Origin of the sequence: Vogesella sp. LIG4 (genome assembly GCF_900090205.1) — a bacterium.
In the GTDB taxonomy this organism is placed as follows: domain Bacteria; phylum Pseudomonadota; class Gammaproteobacteria; order Burkholderiales; family Chromobacteriaceae; genus Vogesella.
Map to the genome: position 1 here is coordinate 1,045,552 of NZ_LT607802.1, position 17,495 is coordinate 1,063,046.

General features: G+C 54.8%; 12 protein-coding genes. 8 read left to right on the top strand and 4 right to left on the bottom strand.

Going from position 1 to position 17,495, the window contains the following annotated elements:
• Positions 1-674: 674 nt before the first annotated feature.
• Together PSELUDRAFT_RS19225 and PSELUDRAFT_RS04930 are read left to right on the top strand one after the other, a co-directional pair.
• Entirely contained in the window at positions 675-2,441 is a 1,767-nt protein-coding gene (locus PSELUDRAFT_RS19225) for a type I restriction-modification system subunit M/S (protein WP_157725020.1), read from the top strand.
• A gap of 199 nt (positions 2,442-2,640) precedes the next feature.
• On the top strand, positions 2,641-3,552 hold the full coding sequence (locus PSELUDRAFT_RS04930) for an Abi family protein (protein ID WP_088965785.1): 912 nt from the start codon (positions 2,641-2,643) through the stop codon (positions 3,550-3,552).
• A 566-nt stretch (positions 3,553-4,118) separates the two neighbouring features.
• On the opposite strand, the gene PSELUDRAFT_RS04940 is transcribed toward PSELUDRAFT_RS04930, so the two are convergent.
• From PSELUDRAFT_RS04940 to PSELUDRAFT_RS04955, 4 genes are read right to left on the bottom strand one after another with little or no spacing between them, the layout of a single operon-like run.
• On the bottom strand, positions 4,119-5,948 hold the full coding sequence (locus PSELUDRAFT_RS04940; protein WP_088965787.1) for a TniQ family protein: 1,830 nt from the start codon (positions 5,946-5,948) through the stop codon (positions 4,119-4,121).
• On the bottom strand, positions 5,945-6,943 hold the full coding sequence (locus PSELUDRAFT_RS04945) for a TniB family NTP-binding protein (protein ID WP_088965788.1): 999 nt from the start codon (positions 6,941-6,943) through the stop codon (positions 5,945-5,947). The genes PSELUDRAFT_RS04940 and PSELUDRAFT_RS04945 overlap by 4 nt, the downstream gene beginning before the upstream one ends.
• Positions 6,940-8,964 (bottom strand): integrase, encoded by a 2,025-nt coding sequence (locus PSELUDRAFT_RS04950; RefSeq protein WP_088965789.1) that lies wholly within the window; start codon positions 8,962-8,964, stop codon positions 6,940-6,942. Before PSELUDRAFT_RS04950 ends, PSELUDRAFT_RS04945 begins: the two co-directional genes overlap by 4 nt.
• Positions 8,961-9,734, bottom strand: a complete 774-nt coding sequence (locus PSELUDRAFT_RS04955; protein WP_088965790.1) for a hypothetical protein — start codon at positions 9,732-9,734, stop codon at positions 8,961-8,963. The genes PSELUDRAFT_RS04950 and PSELUDRAFT_RS04955 overlap by 4 nt, the downstream gene beginning before the upstream one ends.
• Before the next feature lie 1,107 nt (positions 9,735-10,841).
• On the opposite strand from PSELUDRAFT_RS04955, the gene PSELUDRAFT_RS04960 reads away from it, so the two are divergent.
• From PSELUDRAFT_RS04960 to PSELUDRAFT_RS04985, 6 genes are all read left to right on the top strand, one after another.
• Positions 10,842-12,383: a class I SAM-dependent DNA methyltransferase gene (locus tag PSELUDRAFT_RS04960; protein WP_088965791.1), complete on the top strand. Its 1,542-nt coding sequence runs from the start codon at positions 10,842-10,844 to the stop codon at positions 12,381-12,383.
• Positions 12,380-13,498, top strand: coding sequence for a restriction endonuclease subunit S (locus tag PSELUDRAFT_RS04965; RefSeq protein ID WP_088965792.1), 1,119 nt, complete (start codon positions 12,380-12,382; stop codon positions 13,496-13,498). The genes PSELUDRAFT_RS04960 and PSELUDRAFT_RS04965 overlap by 4 nt, the downstream gene beginning before the upstream one ends.
• Positions 13,499-13,500: 2 nt before the next feature.
• Positions 13,501-15,231: a DUF262 domain-containing protein gene (locus PSELUDRAFT_RS04970; RefSeq protein ID WP_088965793.1), complete on the top strand. Its 1,731-nt coding sequence runs from the start codon at positions 13,501-13,503 to the stop codon at positions 15,229-15,231.
• Positions 15,228-16,238, top strand: coding sequence for a DNA-binding protein (locus PSELUDRAFT_RS04975; protein WP_088965794.1), 1,011 nt, complete (start codon positions 15,228-15,230; stop codon positions 16,236-16,238). Before PSELUDRAFT_RS04970 ends, PSELUDRAFT_RS04975 begins: the two co-directional genes overlap by 4 nt.
• A 2-nt stretch (positions 16,239-16,240) precedes the next feature.
• Positions 16,241-16,705 (top strand): type II toxin-antitoxin system death-on-curing family toxin, encoded by a 465-nt coding sequence (locus tag PSELUDRAFT_RS04980; RefSeq protein WP_088968389.1) that lies wholly within the window; start codon positions 16,241-16,243, stop codon positions 16,703-16,705.
• 108 nt (positions 16,706-16,813) lie between these two features.
• Positions 16,814-17,434 carry a hypothetical protein gene (locus tag PSELUDRAFT_RS04985; RefSeq protein WP_088965795.1) on the top strand — a complete coding sequence of 207 codons (621 nt, stop codon included), beginning with the start codon at positions 16,814-16,816 and terminating at the stop codon, positions 17,432-17,434.
• Positions 17,435-17,495: the final 61 nt, after the last annotated feature.

Genomic DNA, 17,495 nt, shown 5'->3' on the forward strand with positions numbered 1-17,495 from the left:
TAACGTTGGCGTTACAAGGTGTCGTGATGGCGTCGCACGGAGTGGTAAACCCATGCCGCAGCGCTCAAGACAATGTGTGTTAAAACGGGAAATCGTGTGACAGACTGGAGAGCCTGCAAGACGAACTCGGCCAGATTTGTCGTGATAACGACCAGTGGAATATTCAGCGACTAGGCCCAACCGCCACGCTTGGCTGTTGATGACACCTGGCAGCTCAGGACATGCGGCGCTCGCATCTAGCCAGACAAATGCGCAAACAGCCCCCTCCGGTTTGGACAGGATTTCGCAAGACTGCAGCCTACTGCAGACAACCCGCCCCATGGCCAGCCCCCGCATCGAACCCTCTCATAAATAGGGCTCGACCGCTTTGGCGGCTCACATCAACAAAAACAGGTTCACTTTCAAAACTGCAGGTCAGCATTGCACTGACGTCTATCAACCGAAGGCGATGGGATGGGGGTTTTCAAGCTGGGTACGCGACATCTTTAGGTGCCCTATGACCTGTTTACGGTTTGAGCATTGGATAAGTGCGGGACAAGCCTGTCGCTTTGCCCGTAATAAGCACTCCAATGCGGCAGCCCCCTCTCTGCAATTTCGTAGCGCGCTACAAACTTGCATTGCCAACAGCTCATTGATACCATGGGGTATCGAAACCGAACGCTTCCCAAAACACCATGACACGAACCGACACCCCCGTAACAAGGGCTTACTGGCGACTGGCTGACCTTGCGCGTCTTGACGACGCCCATGACGCCCAACTGTTCGCACTGACCTGGCTAGCTGCCGGGCGCATGGTTGCCCTGCAACAAGCCGGTGACGACTCTGCGGTTCGTGAACTGGTCGAGCCACATGCTTGGGAAAAATTGTTAGAAGCAGGATTCCCTGCGGAGGCACATAACCTCATCCGTGCGCACTGGTCTTCGGCGGTCGAGCATGATGTCAGTCGACGCACAGCGGCGGCGGACATCGTATCCGGCCTGGAAATGGAACTTGGGGTGCAGCGGTGGGATGTGCTGCCCTGTCTTTCAGAACCTTCAGGTCGGAAAAGCGAGACAGAAGGCACATTGATACCCGAATTGTCTTCTTTGCTGATGGACATGGTCGAGGCACCACCAGACAGTGAGGTCTGGATTCCATTCGACTTCAAAGGACAGCTAACCATCGAAGCACTTCGCCGAGGTTGGCGTGTTCTTGCAACGTCTCCCTTCGCATCCTGGCCGCTCATCCGACAACTCCTTTTGACAATTGAAACAGGTGAACCACAGCCGCCGTCCGTTCGGATTGAGAGTGGCAGTAATGCAATGGCTTATTCAGAGCGGCGTGCGGACTATGGCCTTGTTGTGCCCCCATTTGGCGTGCCAGTAAAAAATGGCCGTGTGTTGGGTTGGGACATTACGAGGACTCGCCCCTATGAACGGTTCACACGAAGCGAGTCCTGGACCTTGTTTGAATTCGTGAATCGTATTAATAAGCGAGTAGTTTTTGTAACACTACAGGGAGTGTTGTTCTCTCTAGGCCAAGAACAGCGCTTGCGTGAATACCTGCTAGGCAATCCATCTCACGCGCTCCAAACTGTTGTCGCATTGCCACCGGGAACACTCGGCGCCACAGCCCTTTCCGGTGCCATCCTCACGTTTAATACGGTTGGGCCAACCAATACCGTTTTCATGGCGAACCTTGTCAGCGGTCGCCGTTCCCTTCAGGAGGCGGGTGACATTTTGTCAGCTGCTCGGGAGGTGGTGCTTGAACAGCACACGTCGGATAAGTCCAGATGGGTCGGGCGCGAGGAAATTGCAGAAAACGAATATAGCTTTGCGCCCTCCCGCTATTTGCGGCAAGTGGCTGACTTGGGCGATGAGGTAGTCACGCTTGGGGACCTCTACGAAGCGGTGAGGCCGCCCGCAACCTCCAAAGAAGTCAGCTCGCTTGAGGTTGCAGAAGTCGGCTTGCCGGACCTGAATAATTGGCAGCCTATCAATCACTCCATCGAAAAGACCACCTACCTGAAATCAGGACCAAAAGCTTCGACTCTGGTTCAGCCAGGGGATGTTGTGATTGCCATCAAAGGCTCAGTCGGGCGGGTTGCGCTGATGGGTGGGTCGGCACAGCACAGACCCACCGTCGTGTCACAGAGTTGCCTCGCATTGCGCCTGAACCCCAAGCAACCAAATAAACACCTGCCTGCTGAGGTTCTTGTCATGTACCTCAGGTCGCCCCACGGCCAAGCACAACTAGCCAGCCTTCAGGTGGGCGCGGGGGTGCCACACATTAGCCCTAACACGCTACTTGGTGCAGTCTCGATACCGATGCCATCGATGGAGCGTACCCGGGAAATCCTGCAGGACTATGAGCGACTCTGCAAGCTGGAGCAGCAGGTAGCCTCTCTGGAGAGAGAAATGGCAGACATCCCACGGCGACGCTGGCCGGGTAATGCATGTTAGGCAAACTATGACATTCAGTCATCACAACCATCGTGATGACTCCATGGAGTTAAAGGCGTGAAGAAAAACAATACCTTACGGCGGGAATGTGCGGGACAGGTAGACATTTGTGCACTCAATGAGTACCATATGTTTAACAACACCCGCCACGCCTCTCCACGATGCGCACCAGGCGGGTTTCTCATTTCTGGGGGCGGAAATGGCCTTTCTTAAACCGCCCCTCAGCGTCGATGCGCAAATCGACCTGCTGCAAAAGCGCGGCATGGCGTTTCCTGACCGCGACCGCGCCAAGCACTACCTCACCCATATCAATTACTACCGCTTGCGGGCCTATTGGTTGCCATTCGAGACCGAACCCACCAACGGGGACGACCACGTCTTTGCCCCCGGCGCCAACTTTGACACAGTTTTGGCGACCTATGTGTTCGACCGCGAGCTGCGCTTGTTGCTACTGGACGCCATTGAGCGGGTCGAAATCTCGCTGCGCACAACGTTTGCCCAGCATCTGGCTGACCGCTATGGCGCCTTTGCGCATGACGAAGCCGCCCTATTCAGCGACCAAGGGGTCTGGGGCATCAGTCAGGGCGAACTGCTTAAGGAATACCAGCGCAGTCGTGAAACCTTCGCCAAGCACTATCGCGACCATTACCCAGAGCTCAATACACCGCCCATCTGGGTCTCCTGCGAGTTGATGACGTTGGGCCATCTGTCACGCTGGCTCAAAAACCTGAAGCTAGCCGAAGACCGCCAGCGGATTGCCAACCAGTATGGGTTGGACGAACGCGTCCTGGTCTCGTTTGCCCACCATCTCACCGTGGTTCGCAACCATTGTGCCCATCACGGCCGGGTGTGGAACCGACGCTTCGCATTGCGCTTCACGCCTCCCCAAAAGAAGCCGAAAGACATCGCGGCCACGTTTAACCCCAACGAAACTCAACTGCTTTACAACACCCTGACCATGCTGGCTTACCTGCTCGACCTGATGAGCCCGAACCATACCTGGCGCCGACAAATCCATGCCCTAATTGCGGCACATCCGGAGATTGATACGGCGCTAATGGGTTTTCCAGCGGATTGGCGGCAGCGTAGTTTGTGGAAGATTGCAGCGTGAGCATACCAACGTACAGGGCATATAATACGAACCCGACGCACGGAGCCTCAAAACGCCAACGAGAAACATCATGGCCAATCAACTTACCCTCGAAGCCCTTGAATCGTGGCTTTGGGAGTCCGCCAACATTCTGCGCGGCTCCATCGACTCGTCCGACTTCATAGGGAGGGCTGGGCTCAGCCTCACCACCCGTAGGTTTGCTACAGAGTGTGCATACGTTTTTATGGCTGAGCCAAATGGACCAGCCTAGGGGTTTCAGATGCCAGTGGCGAATACTCAGTGACGGAAATGCTTCTGCGATTTCCTGTATTCAGAAGCACTCGCTAAGCGTTAGTCCATTCAATAGCGCGAATTACTTCTAAATCCCACCTTCGGGGTATCGTAGCTGCCGCGAGCGTCTTGCAACAGCAGTGGCATGCGGGACCACCCAATAACCAGACAACAAGCAATTTGGCAAAGCCTCGCAAGGGCACCCTGCTTACAATAATTAGTTCCCAAGCTTCAGCAGTCAATGACGGCACACCAGCAGAACTGACACGCCGTCTTCACCCGCAAGGGTGGCCACACTATACAAACAGGTCGTGACCTGCTCTGGCACCGATGACCGCCAGCCGTCCGAGGTCAGCCATCCTAATCAACCCCCCACGAAAAGCTCCATCCGGAAGCGGTTTCGCCCCAACCTGCTCAATACCCGGCAACAGTTTCGACAGTGCCGAAGATTTTGTCCCCATGCCACGAGCCAAGTCAGCCAGCGGCACATAGGTCTGCCTGAACGACAGCAACTGATGCGGCATGACGACCCGACACGACTTACCCCGCAACTGAATCGCCTCGGACTCCAGTAGCCCTTCTTCTATCCAGTGTGAAATGCTTTCCCATTTCCAGCCGGTGAGCTTGGCAAGCTGCTGTATCGACATGCCAGCCTCCAGGAGCGGGGTGCCGAAATACTCGGTCACGTCTTCACGCCGAAATACGCAGTCCCCCAACCGACATCCGACCTCGATAGCCTTGACCCGACCATCCGCGATAGCTTGCATCACAGCTTGAATAGCTCGTTTGTCACCCATGCGCCGGCTAGTCAGTTCCGCCCACGTGAGCGTTTCTCCCTTGCTAGCCGCAGCAGAGTCGGCCGCTTCTCGAATACGAGTGAGCAGTGCTGAGAAGGAGTCAGATGCCACCGGACCACCCTTTAGCAGGTCATGGCGCCAATTCACGTCAGCCGAAATCACACCAGCCGCCACTATGTGCTCCAGCACCGCAGGAGTAACACCAGCGACTTCACAAGCGGCGTCGAGACTTATCCACTCATTGCGACGTTGCTGGATGCGGTCCACCTCAGCACGAGGCAGCTCATACACTTGGCCACGCGTGCCAAACCGACGTGTGCGATGGATGCACTCTCCATCCTGAATCGCCTTGTGCAGCCTGGAGGCACTGACCCCAATGACTTTTGCCGCTTCTGCCGAACGCAGATACTCAGTCACGTCTTCTGCCATGTTCTTGGCGGAGTCGAGGCCAAGAATGCCATCGAATTTTTCTGCGGCGACCTCGATGATGACCTGCAAAAAGACCTCGAGGGCAGTGCCCTGGCAAGCTTTGCGCAGTCCGATATACCAAGGGCCCAGCAATGTATTGAGGGTCCGTGCCTCTGGCGTCCCAACCTCTATGCGACGCTCCACATGTACCTGAAACCCCGCAGGCCAATTGGCTAGTAACCCCTCCAGTGGCGCCAAAAATGTAGCAGCCTCTGTCACCGTTCTCGGATAAGCAAGACTGCGATGTAACGGTGCCCGCGTCGGGTCCGCCGACAAACACAGCGTCGCGACAACCTGCCCCAATGTGCTGATGTCTACGCGTTTCAGCCGGGGCTCGATATGGCTGGCATGCTTGCCGTGGCTAGCGATGAGCGCCGACAGCCAAAGCTGCGCCGGGGTTGCCTCTTCGCGGGGCAATCTTTGCAAGTCCTGCCCACAGCTACAACGGTCAACATGGTCACGATGCTGCGTCAGACTCTCCCCGCAGTCATTGCAACAGTCAACGAGCTTGATACGGTGCTTCGGGCAGGCCGTGACATAAGCATGCTCCCAGCTTTGCCGCAGATAACCGTCCTCCTCCAGACATACTGGGCAGACAGCGTCAGTGTGGACTCGGTACAAACGCCCCCAGCTACGACTCTCCTCTTCTTTTTGGCTGGCACGTAGCGCCCATTCAAATTCGAGGCCGAGCTGACTGGCAACTAAATCAGCATGCCCAAACAATGCATGGCGGCTACGTTGCACCCCAGCAATCCCAGCCAGCTCCTGCCAACCGGACAGCACGTTATCGGTCACTAACCTCCGGTAATAGCCAAGCCCGGACTCATCCACATGCGGTGCATACGTCACAATCAAACTCATTGCGCAGCCCTCGACAGTTTTTCGAGAAGCGGTACCGGCAAGTCGTTATCGTTCATGACCGTCACAAAGGCTTGATGCAGTGCCGCTGGCGCCACGCCAGCTTCTATGGCAGAAGGGTCCGCAAATGCTGGAAAGTTAGGAGAACCTGCCACTTCAATCGCGCTAACTGCCGCCTGGCAATCCGTGAACGTTAACGAGCACGGTTGGACTGACGACTGCTGGCTGGCAAGCTCTTGCATGAACCGACTCAGCACCCCAATGAGCCCACCACTCAGCAAATAGCACTGATACGTCAGCGCCTGTCCAGGCAATTCAATTGGATAACCAGACTCGCGAAACAAATTGGCGTATGTCGCCACGCAGCTGTGAAACGCCTGCATGTTTGCCGGGATGCGAGAGTCGTAAGGTAACAGTCGTCGAGAGGCGGAAGCGCGCGTCCGCAATTGCTCATTACACTCAAACAGTCGTTCAAGCCGCGGTACGCCAAATAACAGCAGCGTCAGGTTGAGACGGTCGGCCAAGGTTTTGAACCAGTCTGCCGCGACGCGCGGCGGTACGCGTGCGCCAACGTCTACCAGATGGCTTGCCTCCTCAAACATGAGGACGCGCGTGCCTGCTAACTGCAGTTGGTGCTTCATCCGTTCTTCCAGCTCCCGCGGTTTCGCGGATTTGCCACTATGCGGTACAGGCAGGCCAAGCGCGGTTAATACACTCACTGACAATCCGGAGTGTGAAATGCCGGGTGGCAACGGGACCTGTAATACCGGTACGTGCCGCCGGCCATCCACCTTGGTTTCTGGATAAAGGCGACAGAGTGCATTGATGAGCATTGACTTGCCTACACGTGACGGCCCAATGACGCGCTCGATACGACTGGCTGCACCATCGAGCGCATCTTCGATGCGCTCCTGTAATGGTTTGTGTTGCGCGAGGAACAGCGGATGGGGAAGTTCACACTCTTCGATTGCAATACGTAGTTGCTTGCCAGGGGTCATGACAGTTTCCCCCCACTTTCTTTACTCAGTACCGGCAGCAGCATCACGTCATCGGATAACAGGCTCGCCGCGGCCACTTCGACACGCGGAGACGTAGTTGCTCGAGTAGACCGTGCAGGTACTGGTGGCGGTAACGGACTGGGCAGCCTGGCTGCACGAGAGGTCGCTTTCGCTTCTTTATCCTTGCGGGCCGTATCGCGATTGCGGTCATACTTACTTTGTTTCTTGCGCTTGGGCGCAAGAGAGTCAGCGACAACTTTGTCATGCATGTCGCGGTCGAAATTTTCGGCTTGCGATGCCGGTTTAAAACTGGACTTCATCTTCTTGAACTTCTCTTTTGCTTCTTTAAATGACCAAGCCGGTGTCTCCGGTCGCAGGTGCTCATACGACAAAATAATCAGAGGCAGCTCGTCCCCTTCGTAGACATAGATATGTCGAAAATCATCTGGATTAAATAAGACCTTCAATAGCTGATGCTCACCGTACTTTTCGACTAGTGCCGGAATGTCGTCACCTTTGTAATTGTGTCCAAGAATCGTGATGCCGGTTTTGCGGCTCAGGCGACATTCGGTATGTTCGTACAGCGCGGAGAGCCATTCAGTCCGTGAGGGCGGTAGCGGTATCGCACAGCATTCGTCTTCAAAGTACTGCCAACGTGCTGCCGGGGTTTCTCCACGAATCGAGCTGGTCAGTAAAACATCCCAACGCAGGCGCTGAAGCGGGGAATGAATCCATTTCTCGTAGTACCACCGCACTATCCAACGCTCGAGCTCCTCAATAGTGATTAAGGAGTCGCCCAATGCGATGGGGTCGCGCTGGCCATCCTTGCCGTTAAACCGGGTGCAACCTGCCAAGCCTTCCAAGGCTTCTTTGAGTGAACGGTTCAGTCGTTCAATGAAAGGCTTTTCCTGACCCGCCCGGGCACGACAATGCAGGACATCTACACCGAGTTTTTCAAGGTTTTTAATACGACTGCCTTTGTTTTCTGCACCGTTATCAAACACCAGTAGGCCGGGGGTACCGCACACGTTCTTGTCGTGGTCGATTTTCATTTGCTGAAACAACGCCGCTTTCCGTGGCGACATGTACATTTCCACGCAAGCAAGTGTGTCGGCATCAACAGGAGCACCGACAACCAGTTGCCAGCCGAGTGGGTAACCGGTGCAGCAATCAATGGCATGGACCAGATATACCTGGCTGGTCACTCCGCTTGCCGTCTCCACAACAAATGGCAAATGCAGAGCATCCTGCTCAACCCGCTCGAATGGCATTTCAATACGAAGGCGCTTCCTCGCAGTCGACTTGCCGGCAATAGCATCGCTCGGCAGCATGCGGTCGTGTTCTGGGTCCGAGGTGACAAACCGCGTAATGGTGTTTTTGACAAACTTGCTGCTTATTGGATGGCAGCTCATCAGAGGACAACCCTCCGCCACTTGGCGATTAACCGCGTCAGTCAGCCGCTTAAGAGACCAGCGTGCGTGCGATTGCAGGTAATGCTGCATGGCCAGCGTGCAAATGATGCTGATGACTTCCTTCGGATAGCGGGAAGAACGGTTGCCCTTATTTTTGTCCCCACGCAATGCAGGAAGACCTGCCAGCGCTTTTTCCCGGTAGCGATAAATTGTCGACTGCGTTGGGAAAGACGGAGACTCAGGCGTAGCTAGGAGGCGGTAATCCTCTTCTGCTTCGCGATAGGCCTGTAGAAAGCTACATTCCCGGCGCCGCTGGATGTCCTGGATGCTGCGCATGGTGGAGCGGATAAAACCATTGCGCGCAATAAGTGCCTCATCACCGGCCTGAGCAGCGTGGCTAAATCGCGGCCGGCCAGAGCGAGTGATGGTTAATGAGCCGTTGTGTATGCCCGACGTCACATTCGCGACTTCAATGTAGCGTTCAACACGATACTCGGCATCGAACACCTTGATACAGCCACCACGCGGCTTCGGGTCCAGCACTTCCAGATACGCCTCGCGATTCAGCGGTGGCGCAATCTTGTCGTGCAGCATTAGTGTGCGCGTCATTTTTCCAGCACCTCTAACAAGCACAGGTGGCTCAGGTCGCCATAGGCCAGCCTCAGTTCGAAAGTCCCTCGCATACGATGGTGAGCCAGGTCGCCACTCAGCACCCCCGAAACGAGCAGCACCGGAATCAGCCCAGGATGTAGCTGCAGGTCTTTGCACAACGCGGCCATGGTGACCGGCCCATCTTCGCAGCGACTCTCCACGCGCTCGACAAGGTCGTCATCCAGACAGCTCTTGGCTTTTTGTGCAGCCTGCTTCAGCTGCCAGGCATTCATACGAATCGGATGATTGGGGTCCGCAGGAATTACGACCGTACGCAAGGGATAGTTATTGGCGGCCAGGATGGAACGTGCTCGAGCGAGCTTGTCCCAGTACGCATCGAATCCCTCAAAGCCTTCCGTCTTCACTTCGACAGCACAGTGCAGCCCACCATGCCAATCAATACTGAAATCGGGGGTGTACACCCGCTCACCTGGCACGTCGCGATGGCGCAACCTGGCTTCACTTTTGGCTTCTTTGCTAAACAGGACTCGCTGGTCAATCAGGTCGACACTGAATGGCTGCGGATGAAACGCTTTGACGCGCGGGTCGATGGCGAGCAGATGCGATACCAACCGTTCGGGGTTGTATTCAACGTTGATGTGACCTGATGCCTTCTCACTGAAGGTGCTCAGCTTAGGTTTGCCAAATGTCGATGCGACATGGCGAATACCCGAATCGGCCTCGTTCAAACGACCGCGACGGCCGTATGAGGGCGCCGCACGGCTCATCGCACACCTCCAGCACTGTGTGCATGGCAGACAGAGGTAGTCGGGAGAAGCCCGTATTGAGGGACAAGCACGTCGGATGAAAACCTCGACGTTTCAGTGCGGTTTTTACGTAGCATTTGGGGCTCAAAATGACTTGTTGCTACGCAGCTTAATGCAGTGTTTTTGCGAAAAATAGCCCCTATTTTGGCGACATTACAAGCACAATCGCGAAAACTACTTGAGCTGTAAGGAAGTTTTTTGATGAAATTTTTTTTCGCATGACAAGCTTGTAGTTGAAACATAACAAGCTTTGTCATGTAAACATGACAAGCTGTCATTTTTACATGACAAGCACCAAAATTTATCTTTATAAAACAAAAAGATAGAGACAGACAAAAGTGGAGAGGAATAGGCAGAAAAGCAGGGGATGGTAGGTAAAATTCGACAAAATACTTGAGCGGCATTAAATATTGACACAATAAAATGCCATACGGCTCACACCGCAAATGACGCCTACTGACAATTACTTTCATACAAAAGCAAGTGCTAGCCACACGTCCCGATATGCATCGAAATACATTCGACATCACCATCTCGCTGACAGCCTGGCACATGGTCAGCTCCCGTGTCGTACCCTCTCATAAATAGCGAGTCCGACCGCGGTAGCGGCTCACATCAAAACAGTCAGGTTCAGGCGCAAAACGTCAGGTCAGCGTTGCACTGACATCTACCAACCCTAGGTCACGGGAAGGAGGTTTTCAAGCCGGGAAAATGCATCCAACCACCCTGTAGCTAAGCATTTGAAACAGCAACCAAGTAGTTAACTGTCTAACTATGCGCTTCGGCAATGGCGGAAGAATTTCGGTACCAGCAAGCAGCTAACCGCTTGGCACGCATCGTGGCCAACTCACCTCATGAACAGCGTGTTTCTCCGCTCCTGTAGCCTCCTTTTTGGTGACTAGTATCGTCCGAATTTGGTGCGATGAAGCATGCTGGGCAAGTCAGCATGCCGTGAACAATCAACCAATTCGCTCAACAAAGCCATGCCCAGCCGTTATCATGTTTGCATGATTAGCAGGGGCGATTGCCCGTGCTTGGCCGCAGTGAAATTCAAGGAATTATCTCGTTATGCTTACAGGCGAAATCCGTTCCCAAGTTAACGCCATCTGGGACGCCTGCTGGTCGGGTGGCATCTCCAACCCGATGGAAGTGCTGGAACAAATTACCTACTTGCTGTTCATCCGCCGACTGGACGATGCACACACGCGGGAAGAGTCCATGGCTGCGCTGCTCCGCAAGCCCATGGCCACCCGTATTTTCCCGGAGGGTAATGACCCCAAAGGGCGTCCGTACGACGACCTGCGTTGGTCACGATTCAAGAATTTTTCCGCCGCCGAAATGCATACGGTCGTTGGCGAGCATGTTTTCCCCTTCCTCCGCAGCCTTGGTGGTGATGGTTCCACCTATGCGCAACACATGAAGGACGCGCGTTACACCATCCCGACTGCCGGCCTGCTGTCCAGGATTGTGGACATGCTCGACCACGTACCGATGGAAGACCGGGACACCAAGGGTGACCTGTACGAATACATGCTGGGTAAGATTGCCGCAGCCGGACAGAACGGCCAATTCCGTACTCCGCGCCATATCATCAAGCTGATGGTGGCACTAACCCGCCCCACCCCCAAAGACATCATCTGCGACCCAGCCAGCGGCACCTGCGGCTTCCTGGTAGCGGCAGGCGAATACCTGCGCGAGCAATACCCTGACTTGCTCAACGACTTTGAGACCCGTACACACTTCCACCACGGCATGTTCCACGGCTACGACTTCGACAACACCATGTTGCGCATTGGCTCCATGAACATGGCGTTGCACGGTGTTGATAACCCGGATATCCGTTACAAGGATTCGCTTGCACAAGACCACGCCGGTGACGAAGAGAAGTACAGCCTCATCCTCGCCAACCCGCCGTTTGCCGGTAGCCTCGACTACGAGAACACCGCCAAAGACCTGCTCAGCATCGTCAAAACCAAGAAGACCGAGCTGCTGTTCCTGGCACTATTCCTGCGCCTTCTCAAGCCTGGCGGCCGGGCTGCTGTCATCGTGCCCGATGGCGTGCTGTTCGGCTCCAGTAAGGCACACAAGGCGCTGCGGCAGATGCTGGTGGAAGAACAGAAGCTGGACGGGGTGATTTCGCTGCCAGCCGGTGCGTTCAAGCCCTATGCCGGCGTCTCTACCGCCATCTTGCTGTTCACCAAAACCAACTCGGGCGGCACCGACCATGTATGGTTCTACGACATGCAGGCCGATGGCTGGAGCCTCGACGACAAGCGTCAGCCGCTGCTGGACGAGGACAAGCTCGGCCCTAACCCGGCCCAGCCACTGACCGAGGCCGAACACGCCAAGAACAACCTGCCCGATGCACTGGCCCGCTGGTCCCAACGCGACGGCAGTGAACGCAGCAACCCACGCACCGCGCAGAGCTTCTGCGTACCCAAGGCCGACATTGCGGCGCAGGGTTACGACCTCAGCATCAACCGCTACAAGGAGGTGGTGCATGAAGCGGTGGAGCACGACCACCCGTTGGACATCCTCGCCAAACTAAAGAGGCTCGAAGTCGAGATTCAGATTGATATGGCTGAGTTGGAAGGGATGCTGAGTAAATGAGCGACTGGCAAAGCCTGACGCTAGGCGATATTTTTGAAATTTCGTCGAGTAAGCGCGTATTGCAAAGTGACTGGCAATCTTCTGGTGTCCCTTTCTATCGGGCGCGCGAGATTGTTCGGCTTGCAAGGGACGGAGAGATTGATAACGAGCTTTTCATCTCCGAAGAGCTTTTCGCTGAGTTTCAGGAGAAATATGGAGTTCCAGAGGCTGGCGACTTAATGGTTTCAGCAGTTGGAACGCTTGGCGCATGCTATGTGGTAGGTCCGAATGACCGCTTCTACTACAAGGATGCCAGCGTACTCAGATTCAAAGCCAAGCGCGAAATCTGCTCGCGTTTCTTTCAGCATGCTTTCCGAACGGCCGAGTTGTTAGACCAAGTACATGCTGGCTCTGGGTCCACTGTAGGCACTTACACGATTGAGCGTGCTAACTCAACGCGAGTTCGTGTCCCCCCCCTCCCCGAACAACGCCGCATCGCCGCCATCCTCGACAAAGCCGACGCCCTGCGCACCAAGCGCCGCGAGGCCTTGGCCCAACTCGACCGTCTTGCGCAGTCGATTTTTGTGGAGATGTTTGGGGACCCGGTGACGAACCCGCACAAGTTGGAGAAGAAGTCTCTAGGTAACCTGCTAAAGGTAAAGAGTGGTGACTTTCTTCCGGCATCGGAAATGGCAAGTGATGGGTCATATCCAGTTTTCGGAGGGAACGGTATAAACGGCTACCACGATGAGTACATGTTTGATAGCCGCCAAATCGTAATTGGTAGAGTTGGTGTTTATTGCGGGTGCGTGCACATAACACCTGCCAATAGCTGGGTAACTGACAATGCGCTTTATGTGAGCGAGCACGATGCAAGAGTTAGCTTCGATTTTCTTGCGTACTCGTTGCAGTCGGCGAACCTGAATCAGTATGCAAGCCAGTCGGCGCAGCCGCTTATCTCCGGTACGCGCATATATCCAGTTGAGATACTTGTGCCGCCCAAACAGCAGCAGGCGGAGTTCATCGCTCGACTGGATGCCTCTAAGAAGGTAGAGCAGCGATTTGCGGAATCGTCGAACGAGCTTGATGCACTCTTTGCATCACTCCAACACCGCGCCTTCCGGGGAGAGCTCTGACCATGCAACAGCAAAACATCCCCATCGGCACCTTGGTGGACATGTACAAGCGCGGCGAACTGCGCCTGCCGGAAATCCAACGCCATTACGTATGGCGAGCCACGCGGGTGCGTGACCTGCTGGATTCGCTGTATCGCGGCTACCCCAGCGGTTCCATCCTGATGTGGGAGACCGACGAGCCAGTGCCAACGCGGGACTTTGCGATTGCACAGGACTCCACCGCCTTTGCTGGTCGCAAATTGTTACTGGATGGGCAGCAACGTCTGACTTCATTGACCGCTGTGCTGAGCGGCACTTCGGTTCAGGTGCGTGGGCGAAAACGGCCCATCGACATCTTGTTCAACCTCGACCACCCGGATGGTCCGCCGACCGACATCGTGGAAGTGGAAAGTGATGAGGATGCGCCTACCTCCAGTGATGATGAGTTGAACGACGAGGCCGAAGATAGCGAGGATGGCAACGAGCAGGGCCTGCAGGAAAAATTGAACCGGCGCACCTTTGTGGTGGCCGCCAAGAACTTGGCCTCGCAACCTCAGTGGGTGTCGGTGAGCGCCGTGTTTGCCACCGCCAATGATGCGGAGATTCTGAAGAAGGCCGGCATCACCTCCTTCGACGACCCGCGCTTCCAGAAGTATTCCGACCGACTGAAGAAGCTGCGTGCCATCAAGGACTACCAGTACGTAGTGCACGTGCTGGAACGCAGCATGAGCTACGAGGAAGTGACCGAAATCTTCGTACGGGTGAATTCACTCGGCGCCAAGCTGAAGTCTTCCGACCTCGCCTTGGCGCAGATGTCGTCACGCTGGCCAAATCTGCTGAAAGAGTTGGAAGCGTTTCAGGAGGAGTGCGAGCAAAGCTGGTTCACGATTGAGCTAGGTCAGCTGGTACGCGCCATTGTGGTATTCGCCACCCAGCAGTGTTTATTCCGCACCGTGGCCTCGACCCATATCGACAAACTCAAGGAAGGCTGGCTCCAGGCTCAGGAAGGGCTGCGCTTTGCCATCAACTTCTTGCGCAGCAATGCAGGCATCGAGGACGAGTCTCTACTGTCCTCACCCATGTTCATCCATGTGCTGGCGGCGGTTAGCCGCATCAAAGACAACAAACTGACTGCCGACGAGCAGCATGCGCTGCTGCATTGGCTGCTGGTAGCTAATGCACGTGGCCGCTACTCGCGCGGCTCAACCGAGACCCTGCTGAATGAGGACTTGGCCATTCTGTATCGGGGCGAGGGTATTGTCGGGCTGATGGAGCCGGTGAAGCGCCAGTTCGGCCGGCTGCATGTAGAACCTAACGACCTGGCGGGGCGCGGGGTGAATAGTCCGCTGTTCTCGCTAGCTTACCTTGCTCTGAAAGCTGCCGGTGCCAAGGACTGGTATAGCGGATTGGGGCTGTCGCTGACCCATCAGGGCAAGCTGCACTTCATCCAGTGGCACCACGTTATTCCCAAGTCGCTGCTCAAGGAGCGCAGCTACGAAACCGGCGAAATCAATGAAATCGCCAACATGGCCTTCATTACCGGCCAGACTAATCGCCGCATCAGCAATAAGGAAGCGACGCAGTATCTGGTAGACATAGTGGCCAAGCAGGGCAAGGAAGCACTGGAAAGCCAGTGCGTACCGACTGACCCGGCGCTATGGTCTACCGAGGCTTATAGGGACTTCCTAACAATGCGCAGGGCTGCGTTGACAGAGCGAATGAATGCATTCATTCGGGAGAAGGCAAAGCTATGACCGACCTGACTACCGAAAAGCATCGGCGGCAGAACATCCTGAACAACCGCTATGCCCTGCAAGCTGCCGAACAACACTTGGGGCTTGGAGGGGTGACGTTTGAGGGCGAGACGGTATTCACCAAGCAGCAAGTGGCCATGCTGTTCGACATCAGTGATGCCACGGTTGAACGCTACATTGCTACGCACGGGGATGAGCTACGCGCAAATGGCTACACCTTGCTAAGGGGGTCAAAGCTCAATGAATTCAAGAACTTAATTGATGGTACCCTCATCAATGAGGGTACCAAAACCAGCATCCTTGGCGTGTTCAGCTTCCGCGCTGTTTTGAACCTTGCCATGTTGCTGACCGAGAGCGAACGCGCAAAGCTGGTTCGAACCCGGGTACTAGACATCGTGATGGACGTGCTGGCCAAAAAAACCGGAGGGCAGACCAAGTTCATCAACCAACGTGACGACCGTTACTTGACCGCAGCTTTTCAGGAAGCCAACTACCGAAAGCAGTTCACCGACGCGTTAGACGCATACGTAGAGGGCAATCAATGGAAGTATGGAAGGTTCACCAACCTGATTTACCAAAGCATTTTCCAAGAAAATGCATCTGAATATCGCAAGATTCTAAAGCTAGCCGAACAGGAAAGCATTCGGGAAACGATGTATTCCGAGGTGCTGACCGTCATCGCCAGTTACGAAGCTGGGATTGCACATGAGCTTCAGCAGGAGTCTCAAAAGCTTGCCCGTAAACTCACGCAAAAGGAAACAGAAACACTGTTTGGCAGGTTCGAGAGCCATCCACTGTTCAAACCTCTGATTCTGGATGCCAGAACCAAGATGGCAAGCAGAGACCTTGGCTTTCGGGATGCGTTGCACCACAAGCTCGAAGCATACATCCAGTCCGTTCCTGAGGCAGACTTCGAGCGATTCCTTGGTGAAACCAGCCGGTCGTTAGAAGAAAGACTGAGCGACCCGGAGACGCTAGCTGTTTTCAAGCGGCTCAAGGATAGATGAGCATGGACGAGCATCAAGGGCTGAAGTTTTTCTACTTTGATGCCGGTCATGCAGAGCAAGTGCATGACTGGATTATCGAAAATTCAGGTGGGTTGCCCGGCACCAAAAGCCGGCACCATCTGGAAAGCCCACTGGCACATATCCAGAACGATGATTACTACCCTGAAATGGCGGATAAGCTAGCGTTTCTGATTTACGCCATCAACAAGAACCATGCTTTTCATGATGGTAATAAACGCTCTTCGATTGCGCTGGGTGCGTACTTTCTGGAACTGAATGGGTACGACTATGTGGTGCGCCGCTTTGTGCTCGAAATGGAAAACATTGCAGTATATGTGGCAGCAAACGCCATTGACAGGCAGTTGCTTCGACGAATCGTTGAATCTCTGATGTACGAAGAGGACTACTCCGAGGCCCTGAAGCTGGATTTGATTACAGCGATTTCCTCATATGTAGGGGAAGAGTAAAACGCGCTTTCAATCGGAAGAAGACGACCGTACATTCTGTACGACCAATCTGTCATCTAGGCAAAGGCCGTAAGATGACCTCACGATAACCTGCGGAAGGAGATTGGAATGCGTCGTCCGGAATCAGTAAAAGCACTGGAAACGCTAGGGCGAACCCGGCTGTCGCCTTCTTTTTTCATGCGCGAGTTCTTGTACAGCGAGATAGCAAATCTGCATGGGTTGTCTAATATCCCGGACGACCCCGACTTGGCAATTGAAGTTGGCCGCAAGCTTTGCGAAGAGCTGCTAGAACCACTGAATGCGACCTTTGGCCGGGTCGCCATACGGTCTTCTTACCGCTCCTGTCTGGTCAACCAGTTTGGTAATGAAAACAAACTGGGCTGCGCACGTAATGAGGCCAACTATGCAGGTCATATCTGGGACAAGCGGGATGCAGAAGGTCTTACCGGTGCGATGGCCTGCATCGTGTTGCCCTGGTTCACCGACCGATATCAGCAGGGCACAGACTGGCGCGCACTAGCCTATTGGATTCATGACCACCTGCCTTACAGCTCGCTGGAATTCTTCCCTAGCGATGGTCTCTGCGCATTCAACATCGGCTGGCACGAAAAGCCGAAGAAAATCATTCACAACTATATCCCACCCGCTTGCAAGTTGATAAACGGCGATGCATCACCTAGCGACCAGGCCATGCTGTATGCCGACTTCCCCCTGCTACGACAAAAATAAGCTGAACCTAGCTGGGTAGCTCGCAACCTATGCCAATCTCAATGGCATTTATTGTGGTGTA